We start from the raw sequence: 15,137 nt of genomic DNA, 5'->3' as shown, positions 1-15,137 counted from the left end.
GGTTCCTATGCGCCTGCCTTTCTTTTTTGTCCTGCTGACAGTCATGATCGACGCCATGGGCATCGGGCTGGTGCTGCCCATCATGCCCGACCTGATCGTCGAGGTTCAGGGGGGAACGCTGGCAAGCGCGGCAATTTGGGGCGGTGTCCTCAGCACCTCATTCGCTGCGATGCAGTTTATTTTCGGCCCTATTCTGGGGAACCTGTCAGACGCCTATGGCAGACGCATTGTTTTGTTAGTCTCCCTTTTTGTCATGGCGCTGGACTATGTCGTTATGGCCATCGCCGGCAGCATCTGGCTGTTACTGGCCGGCCGGATTGTCGGGGGCATCACGGCTGCCACCCACTCAACCGCTGCGGCATTTATGGCCGACGTATCGAAGCCGCATGAAAAAGCCGCGAACTTTGGTCTGCTAGGGGCTGCTTTCGGCGTTGGCTTTGTCCTCGGTCCCGTGATTGGTGGATTGCTAAGTGAATACGGAACGCGCGCGCCCTTTTGGGCGGCAGCAATATTGTCTTCGCTATCGTTCATCATCGGAGTGTTTGTCATGCCGGAAACGGTCACTGACAAAACCCGCAGACCCTTCAGCTTGCGCCGCGCCAACCCTGTCAATTCGCTGCGCGCAATTGCTGAACTGCCGGGCATTCGACCGTTGCTGTGGGTGTATTTCCTTTATTCGGTTTCGATCTATGTCTATCCGGCGATCTGGGCCTATTTCACGACCGAGCGTTTCGGCTGGTCTGCGCAAATGATCGGCCTGTCGCTGGGTGTCTACGGAATTGGAATGGCCGCAGTACAAGGCGGGCTGATCCGCCCGGCGACCCGATATCTGGGTGAACGTGTCACCATTGTCTACGGTATGGCCTTCGAGATCGTCAGCTTTCTGTTGTTGAGTTTTCTCACAAACGGATTGATTGCGTTGCTCCTAATCCCCATTACGGCGCTTGGGGCGGTTGTTACGCCTGCCCTGCAGGCGCTGATGTCGCGCGCAACACCGGATTCTCAGCAGGGTGAACTTCAGGGCGTTCTTACATCGCTGCACGCCCTGTCCATGGTGATTTCCCCGTTGTTGATGACCAGTATTTTTGCGCAGTTCGTCAAACCCGGAACCGCGCTTTACCTGCCCGGGGCACCGTTCCTACTGGCTATGGTCTTGATGATCGTTGGATTTACCATGTTTTTGCTTTCACGCTCCAACAAGTCGTAACAACGACCCCAAAATGACGGTTTCCGTCTTGCAGAGCGTCCTTGACCGCGCCACCGTGATCCAAACGAAACGAGGGGAATCCATGCAGACGATCAAGGCCGCCGTATGCCACGCGTTCAACGAACCTTTGGTGATCGAAGATGTTCAGCTTGCGCCACCGGCTGCGGGCGAAGTTGAAGTGACCTTGGATGCGGTGGCGATCTGCCATTCCGACATCTCATACGCAAGTGGTGCGTGGGGTGGATTCCTGCCGGCCGTTTACGGGCATGAGGCCGCCGGAATCGTCACCGCAGTCGGCAGTTCCACCGATGGGTTCAAGGTAGGTGACGCTGTTGTCGTCACGCTGATCCGGGCCTGCGGATCGTGCCCGTCCTGCTCAGGAGGTCAGCCAACAATTTGCGAAACGCCATACGACACGGTCAAAGGGCCGCTGAAGACATCGAAGGGCGAGCCGCTGGAACAAGCAATGGCCTGTGGCGCGTTTGCGGAAAAGGTGGTGGTCAGTCACCGGCAGATTGTCAAAATCCCTGAAAATATGCCAAAGGACGTGGCCAGCCTGCTATCTTGCGGGGTGATCACTGGGGTCGGTGCCGCAGTGAATGCCGCCGGTCTGCGCGCCGGGCAAGATGTCGTGGTCATCGGTGCGGGCGGGGTCGGCCTGAACGCCATTCAGGGGGCCCGCATCGCCGGGGCCCGACGCATCGTGGCCGTCGACATGACCGAAGAAAAACTTTCGATCGCGAAAGAGTTCGGCGCGACCCACGGCGTTTTGGCGACATCCAAGGCTCCGTGGAAGGACGCCTACAACGCGTTGGGTGGGCGCGGTGCCGATGCCGTTCTGATTACGGTTGGCGCGATACCGGCATATGATCAGGCCGTGCGGTATCTGGGGCGCGGAGGCAAGGCCGTCATGATCGGAATGCCCCATTCCGGTGACACCGCCAGCTACGAACCCGTCATTCTGGCCGCTTTGGGCCAAGGCTTGATAGGATCCAAGATGGGCGACGTGGTCATTCAGCGCGATATTCCTTGGATGATCGACCTGTATGAACAGGGCAGATTGAAACTGGACGAACTGATCTCGGGCCGCTGGTCTCTGGCGCAGATCAACGAAGCAATCGCAGACACCAAAACCGGATCGGCCAAACGCAATGTCATTGTGTTCGACAGGGCCTGACACAACGCGGGGAGAACCGGGATGAAACTGCAGGATCTCGATATCATCATCACCGCACCGCCTGCTCCGGGCTGGGGTGGGCGGTACTGGATCCTCGTTAAGCTCACGACCGACACCGGGATCACCGGTTGGGGGGAATGTTATGCCTCATCGGTTGGCCCCGAAGCGATGCGGCACGTCATCCGCGATGTGTTCGAACGGCACATGATGGGCGAAAACCCCGAGAATATCGAACTGATGTTCCGCCGCGCCTATTCCAGCGGATTTACCCAGCGCCCGGACCTGACCGTGATGGGCGCGTTTTCGGGTCTTGAGATCGCGTGCTGGGATATCCTTGGCAAGGACCGCGACCGCCCTGTCTATGCCTTACTGGGCGGGCTGATGAACCCGCGCATCCGGGCCTACACGTATCTTTACCCCCTGCCCCAACATAACCTCACCGATTTCTGGACAGCGCCAGATCAGGCCGCGGACTGCGCGGCCGAAATGGTCCGGCGCGGCTTCACGGCTGTAAAATTCGACCCCGCCGGCCCCTATACAATTCGCGGCGGACACATGCCTGCGATGACCGACATTTCAATGTCGGTTGCATTTTGCAAAGCGATCCGCGACGCCGTCGGAGACAAGGCAGACTTGCTATTTGGCACCCATGGCCAATTCAACACCGCAGGCGCGATCCGCTTGGGGCAGGCGTTGGAACCCTATTCCCCGCTTTGGTTCGAAGAACCCACCCCGCCCGACATGATCGAGGATATGGCCCGCGTTGCCCGTAACGTCCGTATCCCAGTTGCGACTGGGGAACGCATGACAACCAAGGCCGAATTCGGCGCGGTTTTGCGGGCTGGTGCGGCTGAAATCTTGCAGCCCGCACTCGGTCGCGCAGGGGGTATTTGGGAGATGAAGAAAGTTGCGGCAATTGCCGAAGTGTTCAACGCGCAGATGGCCCCGCACCTTTATGCCGGTCCGATTGAATGGGCCGCCAACATCCAACTGGCGGCGTCTATCCCGAACCTGTTGCTGTTGGAAACCATCGAAACGCCATTTCACGATAGCCTGATCAAGGGCACGCTTCGCGTCGAAGACGGGTTTGTAACGGCCCCAACCGCACCCGGTCTGGGGATCGACGTGGACGAAGATCTGGCCCGCGCGCATCCGTTCACTGGCGACGGGCTGCACCTGCAGATGCAGGAGGAACCTTGCGACTATGTCAACGGAAACGCCTTTCAGGGCGGGGCGCCAGCAACCGAGGGGTGACAAGCCCCCGCGATCTGAGGCATATTGGACCAGCCCCCAGTTGCGAACAGGCTGCGCGTGACGCTCAAAGAAGACAACATTCAGAACACCGACGACGCCGTGTCGGACATGAAGGACAGCGCCGCAAATGCTGCGGCGTTCCTGAAGGCTTTGGCGCATGAGGGGCGCCTGATGATCCTATGTCATTTGGGCGAGGGCGAAAAATCGGTAAGTGAGCTTGAACGGCTGCTGGATACGCGGCAGGCGGCCGTCAGCCAGATGCTTGCGAGGTTACGCGGTGAAGGTCTGGTTTCGACCCGCCGCGAAGGGAAAACGATTTACTACTCGCTTCAGGACGGCAACACGGCGCAAGTGATCGGCCTGCTATACGATTTGTTCTGCAAACCCAAAAGCTGATCCACTTAGTTCGATACGTATCCCGCGATGACCTGCAACAGCTTGAACGCGGTCGCCGCGTCATTTTCGACAACGGCCAGAAACTCTTCTTCACCGATTCGCAGACAGGACAACTCTGTTTCGGCGATCATGCTTAGGGCGCGGGGTTCTTTTCGGATCAAGCCCAGTTCACCGACCAACGCGCCCGCGCCAACCGTTGCGATCAGCTGATCCGGCCCGCCCGCCTGAGGCAGATACAGGCCCGCCTCTCCTTCCAGCACAACGTACGCGCCGTCTGTTGGTTGATCGTCTTTCAGGAACACAACTTCGCCCGGCTTCGCATCAAACCAGCGCGCACCAAAGGCCAAAAGGCGCAACTGACGTCGGTCCAGACCCGAGAACAACGGCGTTTGCTCTAGCGCCCGCAGTTTACGCGCAAGGTCTGCCGAGGCTGCACTGTCTTCCTCCACGTCCGCCGGTCCCTCATCCGAAACAACCCGACCTTGCCTGATTTCGACAAACATGTCGAATACGTCGGGACTGTCGAACTGATCATTCAGATAGATGACAGTTGTATCAGGCAGCAACGAACGCAGGTTTTTATAAACCGCGACCTGCGTTGCCATGTCATAGCTTGCCAACGCGTTTTCCAGAATAAGAATGTCCGGCTTCTTGATTGTCGCGCGCGTAAAGGCCAGCGGTTCGGCAAATACTGCGGGCAAGTTCTGGCCACCCAAAGCAACCGGGACGTCATAAATCAGCTCGACCACCAAGGGGCGCGCACCGTTTTGATCCAGCACATCGACGATCAATTTGCGCACTTCGTCCGATCTGGCCCCACCGATCTGGCTGACTTTGCCGAACAGCGCATTCTCCATCACCGTCAGACCCGGCGCAAACGCCTCGGCATCCAGAGGGGCAAATACGTCGTGCAGCGTTTCCAGCAACTTGTGTGAGTGGCTGTGCCGCAATTCGAGGATGCGGTTCTTAAGCTCATCCGTAAACGCAGGCCCGATCTGTTCGGCGGATATGACAACGGGAACAGCCAGCAGATTGGCAAGCTGTTCGTCGTCCAGCCCGGACACACCTTCATCGCGGGTTCGCTCCAGCAATTCCACCGCGCTTTCGTAGGTCTGAACCTCAAGACCCAGCTTGCGGAACAAGGGGTGGTCGGTCCCGTCCAGACCAAAGATCTGGCGTAGCATATCGACCACGTCGCGCGTCAGGTTGACCAGCGTTTCATCCAGCCCCAATTCGCGCAGTTGCCCCAAAAAGACGGGCTGACGCGCCAAGAGGGCCTGCGTAACGGGCACACGAGGCGTAGCGAACAAAAGGTTCTCGGCAACTGGCAAAGCGGCATTATAGGCATCGCGGTCAAAAACCAGCGCCTGCTGTTCCAGCCCAGCATCGCGCACGGCTTGTTGGACGATCGGGCGCAGCTCGACTAGCTTTTGGGCCAGTTCGCGATGTTCATCAACGTCAAATGCCTGTTCTGATCCGCGTTGGAACAGGGCCGCGCCGGATCCCATCCCGTCAATCAGTTGCAGCCACCAGTCACGCAGCGCGTCCGCGGTCTCGACCCCGGCCAGCGACGGATCCAGCCATTCTGCCTTAAACGGGTCACGACTGTTGCCAGCCCTTTGCGTTTCGGCAAAACCGGGGTCATCCGTCGTGGCCGACAGCGGTTTGAACCGCATGGGCATCATGACATTGTCACCCAGAGTTCCCTGAAACATGACCGGCCGGGACGAGGCGTACCCGATCCGGGTTGCCACAACGCTCTGATGCAGGCCAGACAGGTTGTGACCCCCGATTTCGACGCGGCCCGCACTGGGAAGGATTTCACGCGTCAGCAACTCAGCAATCGCACGGCGATCTTCTTCACTCGGGGCGGCAATGCCGATGGTTTTACCCCCCGGGAATGTGAGGTTCAGATCATCCAGAACCTGATTTCCATCCATATCCCGCACCGAGACATGATCCAGAACAACATCCGCGTTCAAATGCGCGCGCTCTTTTGGGTCGTCCTCGAACAGCTTTTCGTCCAGCATGCCGGGCGGCGCAAAACGATCTATCACGACGTCCCAGCGCAGAGACATATCCTGCGTCTGGTTGTAATACGTCAGCAGCTCTTTCCAGGGTGAGCTGAGATCCTTGTACGCAGCAAGCGCCGCGACAAGGGCACCCAGTGAAACCGATCCTTGCAGCACCAGCAAGCCGCCGACCAGATAGAACATGAACGGCGTGAGCTGAGAGATGAAGTTGTTTATGAACTTCATAAAGAACTTCTTCTGGTAAATCTCGAACCGAATCCCGAACAGACGCCCCAGTTGATCCGAGATCATGGCGCGGCGATACCGCCAGCCGCCATTGGCCCGCAGCGTCGATGCCCCGGCCGCATTCTCGCCAATCTGGGCGGCAAGAACGCGCACTTCCTGAATACGGCGTTTGTTGAGCAGGTTAATCTGGCGCTGAAGTTTGGGGATCAGCCACGCCTGTACCGGGATCAGGGCAACAGCCGCCAACCCGAACCAGACGCTTTGCAGGAACAAGAAGGACAAGATTGTTATCATCTGCCCGGCCTGCAATACCGGCTGACTGATCGCATCGCCCATCAAGCCGCCCATCGGCTCGCTTTCGGCGGTGACCATCGACACCATCTCGCCTTGACTGACCCGCTCGAAATATGGCTGGGGAAAGCGCAGGGCGCGGCTGATCAACTGATACCGGAACCGCCGCAACATGCGTTCGCTAAGCACGCCCTTCATCGTATTTATGCGCATCTTCATCAAGCCATGCGCAAGCACGGCAGCCAGAAAGGCGAAACACAAGATGATCAGAAAGGTCGTCTGCGGCAGGCTGTAGCCAAGGACGTCAACAACAGGGCTTGCCGCACCGATAGCGTCGTTGATGATCCGCTTCGGCAATTCCAACGTCAGGTAAAGCAGTGGAAACAGCGTCGAGGTGACGGCCAGAAGGATAAGCTGGTCGCGTTTCGAATACTTCCAAATAAACCGGAAAATAGTACGTTCTATGGAACCTGCCCCTGTTGCGGATCACTGATCCGATCCTGACATATGCGTCGCAAATCCAACTTGGTGATTTTACCGCAATCACATCAGAATACGCAAATAGTTTCCAATTTGATCAGATAATTGCCGACTGTGAACAAGTTCATTTGCGCAACAACAATTAAGCACATACTGTTGTCCGCAGGACGATATCGGGAGGTCTAATTTGCCTGCCAACTTAGGCGCTGTGTTTTTGATGCTCTGCTTGTTGCAGATCAAACACATGTTTGCGGACTATTATCTCCAAACGCCCAAGATGCTGGCGGGGCGTGGCGAGTATTTTCATCTGGGACGCGCTCAGCATGCCGCGGTGCATGTTGTGGGCTCTGTCTTGGTGTTCTTGATCTTCGGTGCGCCGTGGTCCTTCATCCTGATTATCGCCGCCTTGGAATGGATCGTCCATTTCAACATCGACTTTGCGAAAGCAAGCTACTCTGACAAAAAACAACTGATGCCGACACAGGCCGCGTTCTGGCGCGCCGCCGGGTTGGATCAGTGTCTGCACAACCTGACCTATGTGGCTATGGTTTGGGCCTGGGTAAAATTCGCGGCTTAGAAGACGCATTCAGCCACATGAATGGCCGCCAACTTTGCACAAGTTGACGACCTTGTATTCTGAGCACAATCTTGACTTGACCGGGCTAGCCCAGAACCGAAAAACTGCTTTCTTCGTTTATGGGTCGCTTGCGCGAGTAAAACCCCACATCAATCGAGCGTTTGATATACGGCAGTTCAAACTGTAACGGCTGGGCATCGTGATCCGCGCCACCCTCGCAATAGCCGATCAGGGCCGCCATCATCTTACCTGCAATCGGCGCGTTCTTGTATTGGTTCCCGCTGGTGCCGCAGGCCATGTAGAACCCCGGCAGGCTGGACTTGTCGTAGATCGGAATCCAGTCGGTAGACGCGTCATACAGGTCCACAACACCACGTGTCTTCGAAGGTATCCCAAGGCTGGGCACCCGCTGCGCGTAACGCATGGCCTGCGTCGTCCATTGATCCGTAAAGTCGTGGTTATAGTGAACGTCGTCCTCGCACCATTGATGCGGATCGCATTCGGGATCTTCCGAGCCGATCAGGATATGGTTGCCATGCTCGGGCCGGCAATACAGGGCAATGTCACTGTCGGACACGATTGTACCGTCATGTTCAAAATCGAAACCCTCGGGGGACGGGACGTGTACTACCTCCTGCCGTAAGGGGCGGGTTTCAATCGTCATGTCGTCCAGAACCCCGGCCATCTTGTTCACGATCGCGGAGCCCGGCCCTGCAACATTCACGACGACCTTGGCGCGGATCTCTTCGCCCGAGCCCAGTTTGACGCCCGCAACACGTCCGCCGTCTTTTAGTATCTCGACAACCTCGGCCCCGGTGCGCAGCTCGGCCCCGTGTTGCTTTGCCGCGTCCATCAGATTCTGGGCCGACAGCGCCGGGTCGGTAACATAGCCAGCCTGAGGCCAGAAAACCCCGCCCTGCATCTTGCGCCCGTTAGGCTGCCCGAACTCAGGATCGTCTTTTCGACGGGCCGGCGCGTAGCTTTCCAGCGAATACACAGGCAGGCGTTCCGTGATTTTTTCAGGCGACCATTCCTCGAACGGGCAATCCAGATCGGCGCTGTTCGCCATGTGCTTTTCCAACATCCCGTTGGCATCGGTTTTCATCACAAGACACCCGGTCTCGCGAAACTGCGCAAGGTTTGCATCCGTGGGCAAGCCCAGGTACGCGGCCCAATCCCGCCAATAGTGATACCCTTCCCACGCAAAGGCCGTGCCGTCAAAAGTCGAATAGTGCATCCGAATGATCGCACAGGACCCTGCGGTCGAGCCGTGGCCAACCTGACTGTTTCGATCCAAGGACAGGGTTTTCCAGCCCGCTTTTGCCATCTCGAACGCGATGGCGGAACCGATCACACCTGTTCCGATTATGATTGCGTCTGGTTGGCTCAAGCTGGGTCTCCTTTCCAGTAGCGCATGGAATAGGCGCTGAATTCTTCGATTTCTTCGGGTCGTGGTTCGACCCCTGTAAAGACGTACAGATAATGCGGAACCATCGATATCCGCACAGACATGGGTTCGTTCAGTTGCGCCAGATCGTAGCCGATCTGCATGTAATACAGCACGCGGGCGCGGGTTTCGGCCTCGACCTCGGAATAGCCATAGCGGGCGAACATGGCGTGCAACGCCTTGAGCCGCCGCGCGTCAGACTGATCCAGCGCACGCCGTACCTTGCCCGACTTGCGTGCCCAATCGCGTACTGCGAAATCCAGCGCAGTATCGAACAAGTCGGTGTTCACCACACAGCGATGCACGTTGCACACCGCAGCCGTAACAGTTGCTGCCGAGGCTTCGGCCTGCGCGATCAGGGCTGCCGTGTTTGTGGCTTGCCACCGTTCGAGCAATGCATCCATCAACTCCTGACGCGACTTGAAGTACCAGTAGAAGGACGAGCGGGACACAGCCATCCGTTCGGCCAGATTCAGTACTTTTATCTGATCCACACCATCGGAAATCAGAACGTCCATCGCCACGTTCAGCCAGTCGTCGCGCGTAACCTTGATATTGCCGACCAGAGGTTCGGCTTTAGGGTCATCTCGGTGGAGGATCGGTTTATTGCTCATTCAACTCTCCGGCGGTGCGCCGCCCTCTTCCGTGCGACGTGCAACGAAATTCCTCACAGCCTCAATCCGGTCACCGTCCTGTTTGGGTGGCTGGAAATTGGCTAGGATGTCCTTCCACACACCCGTAGCCCGGTGATTGGCGTCGACTGACCCGCGCTCAGTCCAGGTGCCAAAATTGGCATAGTCGTGAACGTGCGGCTCATAAAACGCGGTGTTGTAACGCTCCATCGTCTGACTGGTCGCAAAGAAGTGGCCGCTGGGTTCAACTTCGCTCAGTGCGGTGTCAAAACCGATCTCAGCCAGACCCGCCTGCGCCCCTGCGCAAAGTTCGGCCACCATGTTCAACACTTCGGCATCACAGACCAGCTTTTCGAAGGAAACGGTCAACCCGCCTTCCAGCCACCCGGCCGAATGAATGATCACCGTTGCCCCGGCCATCAAACACCCCCACAAACCGAACTGGTTTTCGTTCGCTGCCTGAACGTCATTGCTGTTGGAGGCCGACCCCGCAGCAGACCGCCACGGCAGGCCCAGATGCCGCGCCAACTGCCCCGCCGCCAGCGACGCCTGAAAATGCGAGGGCGTCCCGAACGCAGGCGCGCCGGATTTCATATCAACATTGCTTGTGAATGTCCCATAGCAGACTGGCGCACCGGGATTTACCAATTGGGTCAGCGCAATGGCGGACAGGGCTTCGGCATGGGACAATGTAATTGCCCCTGCCACAGTAATAGGTGCCATTGCCCCCATCAGCGTAAAGGGCGTGACAATCGACATCTGTCCGTGGCGGGCAAAATCTATCAGCCCCTGCGCCATTGGAACATCCAACGTCCGGGGGCTGTTGGTGTTGATGATCGTATAGCAGTGCGGGATTGCGCGGAATGCGTCATCCGACAACCCGCGAGCGGTCGAGAGCATTTCAAAGCAATCCATCACCTGCGGTGTCCCGCGCGAGAAAAAGAACGGAAACTTGTCCGTCAACTCCATCTGCGCCTGCGTGGTGAAATAGTGCCGCAAGTGGGTTGGCACGTCCTGCGGTTCAACCTGGGGCGAGATCATCTGGAACACATCAAAATGATGGGTAAGCTTCAGGAACTCCAGATAGTTCTGCCCTGTTGCCGGACGGCGCCCCCTTTCAAGATCGGTCGCATTGGGGGCACCTGCCCCGGGTTGAAAGACCAGACTGCCCAGTTCCAGCGTAAAATCCCGGCGGCGAGCCCCTGCGCGACAGGCAATGGATTTTGGGGCCGAGGCTACAGCGGCCTCGACAATGTCGCGCCCGATAAAGACCATCTCGGCTTGCTCATCAACCTTGGCACCGGCTGCGGCGAAAATCCTTCTTGCCTCGGGCAGCAGGACCTTGATGCCCAACTCCTGCAACAAGCGCAGGGCGGTTTCATGCATGTCGGCGATCTGCTCTGCCGGGAAAACCTCCATCTGCGGGAACGGGTTCCTGAGTTGGCGGTAGTTCACATCACGCACTGCGGCAGATGGGGCTTCTGCGCCACGCCCACGCCGTCGCCTGCCGCGTTCCGAGGTTTGTGAGATCATCGTCAACCCCGCATCGCCTGGCCTTGCGGATCATAAGGCGACGGTGCAATCACCCTTGCCGGGCGCTCAACACCGACCACATGAACCGACAGATCAGTCCCCGGAGTTGCTTTGTCGCGGTCGACCAGTGCCATCGCCAGCGACTTGCCGGTGTAATGGCCATATCCGCCCGAGGTCACGAACCCGACCCGCTCACCATTGGCCCAGACGGGTTCATACCCGCTTGCGTCCGCATCCAGCGCATCAACCTCCAACGTGACCTGCAACTGCGCGGGGCCGTTGCCGTCGCGTTCGGCCAGTGCAGCATGTTTGCCGACAAACTCCTTGTCCCAGTCGATCCAGCGATCCATCCCCGTCATGCCGGGCGTGTAAAGCTGTGTGAACTCTGCCAACCAGATGCCAAAGCTCTTTTCAAGGCGGGTCGACAGCATGGCGTTAAAGCCGCATTCGCGAATGCCTTCGTCTGCCCCGGCTTCAAGCAGCATCCGGCGCAGCTTGATGTGATCACCATAACGGCAGTTGATCTCATACCCTTTTTCACCGGTGACCGACATGCGCGCAACACGGGCGCGGACGAGGCCGATATCGAAATCCCCGCAGCCCATGAATTTTAGGCCCGAGATATCCTGCTCAGCCAATTTCTCGACCACGGCCTGCGATTTTGGGCCGACTACGGCAAACCCACAATATTCCTCACCCAGATCGCGAACGGCCACACCGTCGATCATGTGGTCTTCAAACCACCGCATATGCCAGGCGCGCAGGTAATAGCTGCCCATGATCCACCATGTCCCATCGCCCCAGTTCAGCACAGTCAGGTCACCCTTGAGCCGCCCGTTCTCGCCCAGCATCGGGGCCAGCTTTGCCCGTCCGGGCGCTGGCAGTTTCGAGGCCATCACTTTATCCAACCAGACCTGCGCGTTGGGGCCGCTGACCTCGAACCGCGAGAAACCACTGATATCCATCAGGCCCACGCCCTCGCGGATCACCTTGCATTCCTCGGCTACGATGTCATGCGCGTTCGATCGCTTCAGGGTTGGTGTTTCCTCGAACCCTTTGGGCGCGAAATAAAGCGGCACTTCAAGATCCCAACTGACGCCCCACTTGCAACCCGCCTCGGTCATCGCGTCATGCGCCGGAGCCATCTTCAACGGACGCCCCGCAGGCAGTTGTTCGTTCGGATAGGTCATCACGAACCGGCGGGAATAGAACTGTCCGGTCGTTTCGCGGATATACCGCTTGTTCTGCGCGAAATCGCCAAAGCGGGCCACATCCATAGGCCACGCATCAGCCTCGGGCTCACCATGGATCATCCACTCAGCCAGCGTCTTACCGACGCCACCGCCTTGCAAGAAGCCTGCCATCACCGCGCAGGCTGACCAATAGCCACGCTTGCCCGGCACCGGCCCGACCAGAGGGTTCCCGTCGGGCGCAAAAGTAAACGCACCGTTGACCCACGTCTTGATGCCCACATTCTGGATCGACGGATAGCGTTCAAAGCCCAGTGTCAGCTCATTCTCGATCCGGTCAAGCTGCTCCTGAAACAGTTCTTCACCGTAATTCCACGGCGCGCCGTCCATGGCCCAGTGTTCGTGTTCCACCTCATAAATACCAACCAGAACGCCCTTCTGGTCCTGCCGCATATAGGTGAAGCCTTCCAGATCCACGGTCATCGGCATCTCGAAATCCGCCTGCGCGACCTCGGGGACCGTGTCGGTGATCAGATAATGGTGCTTGAGTGGTGAGACCGGCAGTTCGACCCCTGCCATGCGGCCCACCTGCTTGGCCCAGAGGCCGGCTGCGTTGACCACGTGCTCACAGGTGATTGTGCCCTTATCGGTCACGACTTCCCAACCGTCGGCGGTCTGCGTCAGGCTTTCAACCTTGGTTTCTTCATAATATTCAGCACCGCGTTTCTTGGCTGCGGTCGCATAAGCCTGCACGGTGCCGGTCGTGTCGATATACCCTTCGCGATCCGCCCACATCGCGCCCAGCACACCATCAGTGGACATGATCGGGCAACGTCGCTGCGCCTCTTCCGGGGACAGCAACTCGCAATCGTCGATCCCAATGGATTGGAAGATGCGATAGTTCGCTTGCAGCCATTCCCACCGTTCCGAGGTGCCCGCCAAGGTCAGGCCACCTGTCATGTGCAGGCCGATATTCTGGCCGGATTCTTTTTCGATCTCACTCAACAGGTCAATCGTATAAGCCTGCAATGCTGCCATGTTCGGATCGGCGTTCAAGGCGTGAATACCGCCCGCCGCATGCCACGAGGACCCCGACGCAAGACGCCGCCGTTCCAGCATCACCACATCCGACCAGCCAAACTTGGCCAGATGATACAGAACCGAGGCACCCACGACGCCGCCCCCGATGACCACAACACGATACTGAGATTTCATCCTGCACTCCCCTGCATGACTCGCAGGGGACGCTAGACGCACTGTTCACCTCTGTCTAGACATTTCTGTACAGTTCTGGCGGTCAAAATCTTGCAAGACCTGATCGGGACTTTAAAGCTGGGCGCTGGGTCGCGACGCTATCTTGTCAAACCAGGCCAGAGTTGCCGCGTTTTCCTGAGGAACCTTCATTTTGATCACGCGTGCGAAATCAACGAATACGAATGTCGAAATATCCGCCAACGTAAACACTTCGCCCGCGACAAAATCACTTTCGGCAAGCCTGGCTTCCAGAACATCGAAAAACCGCGCGACCCGCACTGTCGCGCGCTGCGCCAACTCGGGGATCTGGGCATGGTTCACAGGTCCGGGTATCGCCCGACCTTCAAACGCAGGATGGGTATTGCGCAGCGCCTCGGCAATCGGCGCCCCGCCTTGTTGCTCGACGATACTGTTCCACATCAGAACCGCACCCTTTTCGTCCGGTGTCCGCCCCATCAAGGGCGGCTCGGGAAAGCGTGCTTCCAGATAAGCCGCGATTCCCAGATTCTCGGCCAACGTAGTCCCTTCGTCGGTTACAAGAACCGGAATGGTCGCGTTCGGATTGACGGCACGAAATTCCTCGCTGAGTTGCTCGCCCTTGGCAATGGAGATGTCGCGGGTCTCAATCTCAAGCCCTTTTTCAGCGATGAACATCCGTGCACGGCGGGGGTTCGGAGCAGTAGAGCAATCATAAAACAGCATCAGAAAAATCCTTATAAGCCAGTTAGCGGCGATAAACGAAGCAGCGGCCTTCGACGGCCCCCGTCGGCAATGGCAATTCTGTCAGGGTTTCGAAATACATCCGGTCGCTCGATACCATCAGCCCCCCTTCCGCCAAAAGCGGCTCGATCAAAGGCGACACAAGACGCGCAAACGCATCGTTCTTTTCCCGGTTGTGACCGCCAAGATCAGCGTGGATCACGCTGGCCGTTGCGCCAAAGCGATCCAGCGCCGCAGGAAGCGTTTCCCGTACATCTCCCAAAATCACCAGATCCTCTGGCGGGGTTGAATCAGGGTGCGAAGCAACAGCACGCTCAAAAACATAGACGGGCCGATCTTTGATATACTGGGCCATATGGTGATAGGTGCGACCATTGCCCAACCCCAGTTCGAACACAGGCCCCGTCATGCCTTTTGTCTGTGCAATGGCGTGGTCCAGACAGGCTCGCTGCGAAACCATACGGTCGATGAACAAATCGAGGCGGCTTTGGTCGTCAGGCACTGGGAAATCTCTCCTTAATATCTGTCGGTAAGAAAGGTGGGGCCGACATCGCATTTGATGGCAAATCCTCAAGGCTTTGTGTAGGCAAATAGGCCTCGGATTCAAATTTTCGCGACATTTCAGCACAAGAACGGGTTTGACTAGTTGGGTCCAACCGCGCGAAACTGCTTCAAAAAACACGGGGAGTTGAACAAGCCGATGAAAACCCACGGCCAGACG

The 15,137-nt window shown here is 57.8% G+C and carries 12 protein-coding genes; 5 read left to right on the top strand and 7 right to left on the bottom strand.

All coding sequences use genetic code 11. From position 1 onward, the window contains the following. Positions 1-7: 7 nt before the first annotated feature. From ACT2B1_RS05745 to ACT2B1_RS05730, 4 genes are all read left to right on the top strand, one after another. Positions 8-1,207 carry a TCR/Tet family MFS transporter gene (locus tag ACT2B1_RS05745; RefSeq protein ID WP_481668744.1) on the top strand — a complete coding sequence of 400 codons (1,200 nt, stop codon included), beginning with the start codon at positions 8-10 and terminating at the stop codon, positions 1,205-1,207. An 82-nt stretch (positions 1,208-1,289) separates the two neighbouring features. Then, positions 1,290-2,384: a Zn-dependent alcohol dehydrogenase gene (locus ACT2B1_RS05740; RefSeq protein ID WP_171241044.1), complete on the top strand. Its 1,095-nt coding sequence runs from the start codon at positions 1,290-1,292 to the stop codon at positions 2,382-2,384. A 21-nt stretch (positions 2,385-2,405) separates the two neighbouring features. Then, positions 2,406-3,638 (top strand): mandelate racemase/muconate lactonizing enzyme family protein, encoded by a 1,233-nt coding sequence (locus tag ACT2B1_RS05735; RefSeq protein ID WP_171121757.1) that lies wholly within the window; start codon positions 2,406-2,408, stop codon positions 3,636-3,638. Between the two features lie 108 nt (positions 3,639-3,746). Further along, positions 3,747-4,034 (top strand): ArsR/SmtB family transcription factor, encoded by a 288-nt coding sequence (locus ACT2B1_RS05730; RefSeq protein ID WP_171122319.1) that lies wholly within the window; start codon positions 3,747-3,749, stop codon positions 4,032-4,034. Positions 4,035-4,039: 5 nt separating this feature from the next. On the opposite strand, the gene ACT2B1_RS05725 is transcribed toward ACT2B1_RS05730, so the two are convergent. Then, entirely contained in the window at positions 4,040-7,036 is a 2,997-nt protein-coding gene (locus ACT2B1_RS05725) for an ABC transporter transmembrane domain-containing protein (protein ID WP_481669005.1), read from the bottom strand. 271 nt (positions 7,037-7,307) lie between these two features. Here ACT2B1_RS05725 and ACT2B1_RS05720 point away from each other — a divergent pair, with 271 nt between their 5' ends. Further along, entirely contained in the window at positions 7,308-7,640 is a 333-nt protein-coding gene (locus ACT2B1_RS05720; RefSeq protein WP_254428697.1) for a DUF3307 domain-containing protein, read from the top strand. Between the two features lie 85 nt (positions 7,641-7,725). Here ACT2B1_RS05720 and ACT2B1_RS05715 read toward each other — a convergent pair whose 3' ends face one another. The 6 genes from ACT2B1_RS05715 to ACT2B1_RS05690 form a co-directional block, all read right to left on the bottom strand. Continuing rightward, positions 7,726-9,030, bottom strand: a complete 1,305-nt coding sequence (locus ACT2B1_RS05715; RefSeq protein ID WP_481668743.1) for an NAD(P)/FAD-dependent oxidoreductase — start codon at positions 9,028-9,030, stop codon at positions 7,726-7,728. Beyond that, positions 9,027-9,701, bottom strand: coding sequence for a TetR/AcrR family transcriptional regulator (locus ACT2B1_RS05710; protein WP_171121755.1), 675 nt, complete (start codon positions 9,699-9,701; stop codon positions 9,027-9,029). The genes ACT2B1_RS05715 and ACT2B1_RS05710 overlap by 4 nt, the downstream gene beginning before the upstream one ends. Further along, a complete protein-coding gene (locus ACT2B1_RS05705; protein ID WP_481668742.1) occupies positions 9,702-11,252 on the bottom strand; it encodes a trimethylamine methyltransferase family protein in 1,551 nt (516 codons plus the stop codon). It abuts the gene before it with no gap. Positions 11,253-11,254: 2 nt separating this feature from the next. Beyond that, the gene (locus ACT2B1_RS05700) at positions 11,255-13,657 is read right to left on the bottom strand and encodes a GcvT family protein (protein ID WP_481668741.1); all 2,403 of its coding nucleotides are present in this window, start codon (positions 13,655-13,657) and stop codon (positions 11,255-11,257) included. Between the two features lie 111 nt (positions 13,658-13,768). Continuing rightward, positions 13,769-14,398, bottom strand: coding sequence for a glutathione S-transferase family protein (locus tag ACT2B1_RS05695; RefSeq protein ID WP_171241040.1), 630 nt, complete (start codon positions 14,396-14,398; stop codon positions 13,769-13,771). A gap of 22 nt (positions 14,399-14,420) precedes the next feature. After that, positions 14,421-14,876, bottom strand: coding sequence for a class I SAM-dependent methyltransferase (locus tag ACT2B1_RS05690; RefSeq protein WP_254428715.1), 456 nt, complete (start codon positions 14,874-14,876; stop codon positions 14,421-14,423). Between the last annotated feature and the right edge of the window lie 261 nt (positions 14,877-15,137).

The organism is Ruegeria sp. S263, from assembly GCF_056780525.1.
Note: the sequence above shows the minus strand (reverse complement) of the source record. Positions and strands in the feature narration are given on the sequence as shown.

What these genes read in the sequence shown, in the direction of transcription:
- ACT2B1_RS05745 (WP_481668744.1), top strand. Translation starts at nt 8, where the DNA reads ATGCGCCTGCCTTTCTTTTTTGTCCTGCTGACAGTCATGATCGACGCC.
- ACT2B1_RS05740 (WP_171241044.1), top strand. Translation starts at nt 1,290, where the DNA reads ATGCAGACGATCAAGGCCGCCGTATGCCACGCGTTCAACGAACCTTTG.
- ACT2B1_RS05735 (WP_171121757.1), top strand. Translation starts at nt 2,406, where the DNA reads ATGAAACTGCAGGATCTCGATATCATCATCACCGCACCGCCTGCTCCG.
- ACT2B1_RS05730 (WP_171122319.1), top strand. Translation starts at nt 3,747, where the DNA reads ATGAAGGACAGCGCCGCAAATGCTGCGGCGTTCCTGAAGGCTTTGGCG.
- ACT2B1_RS05720 (WP_254428697.1), top strand. Translation starts at nt 7,308, where the DNA reads ATGTTTGCGGACTATTATCTCCAAACGCCCAAGATGCTGGCGGGGCGT.
- ACT2B1_RS05710 (WP_171121755.1), bottom strand. Translation starts at nt 9,701, where the DNA reads ATGAGCAATAAACCGATCCTCCACCGAGATGACCCTAAAGCCGAACCT.
- ACT2B1_RS05705 (WP_481668742.1), bottom strand. Translation starts at nt 11,252, where the DNA reads ATGATCTCACAAACCTCGGAACGCGGCAGGCGACGGCGTGGGCGTGGC.
- ACT2B1_RS05700 (WP_481668741.1), bottom strand. Translation starts at nt 13,657, where the DNA reads ATGAAATCTCAGTATCGTGTTGTGGTCATCGGGGGCGGCGTCGTGGGT.
- ACT2B1_RS05695 (WP_171241040.1), bottom strand. Translation starts at nt 14,398, where the DNA reads ATGCTGTTTTATGATTGCTCTACTGCTCCGAACCCCCGCCGTGCACGG.
- ACT2B1_RS05690 (WP_254428715.1), bottom strand. Translation starts at nt 14,876, where the DNA reads ATGGTTTCGCAGCGAGCCTGTCTGGACCACGCCATTGCACAGACAAAA.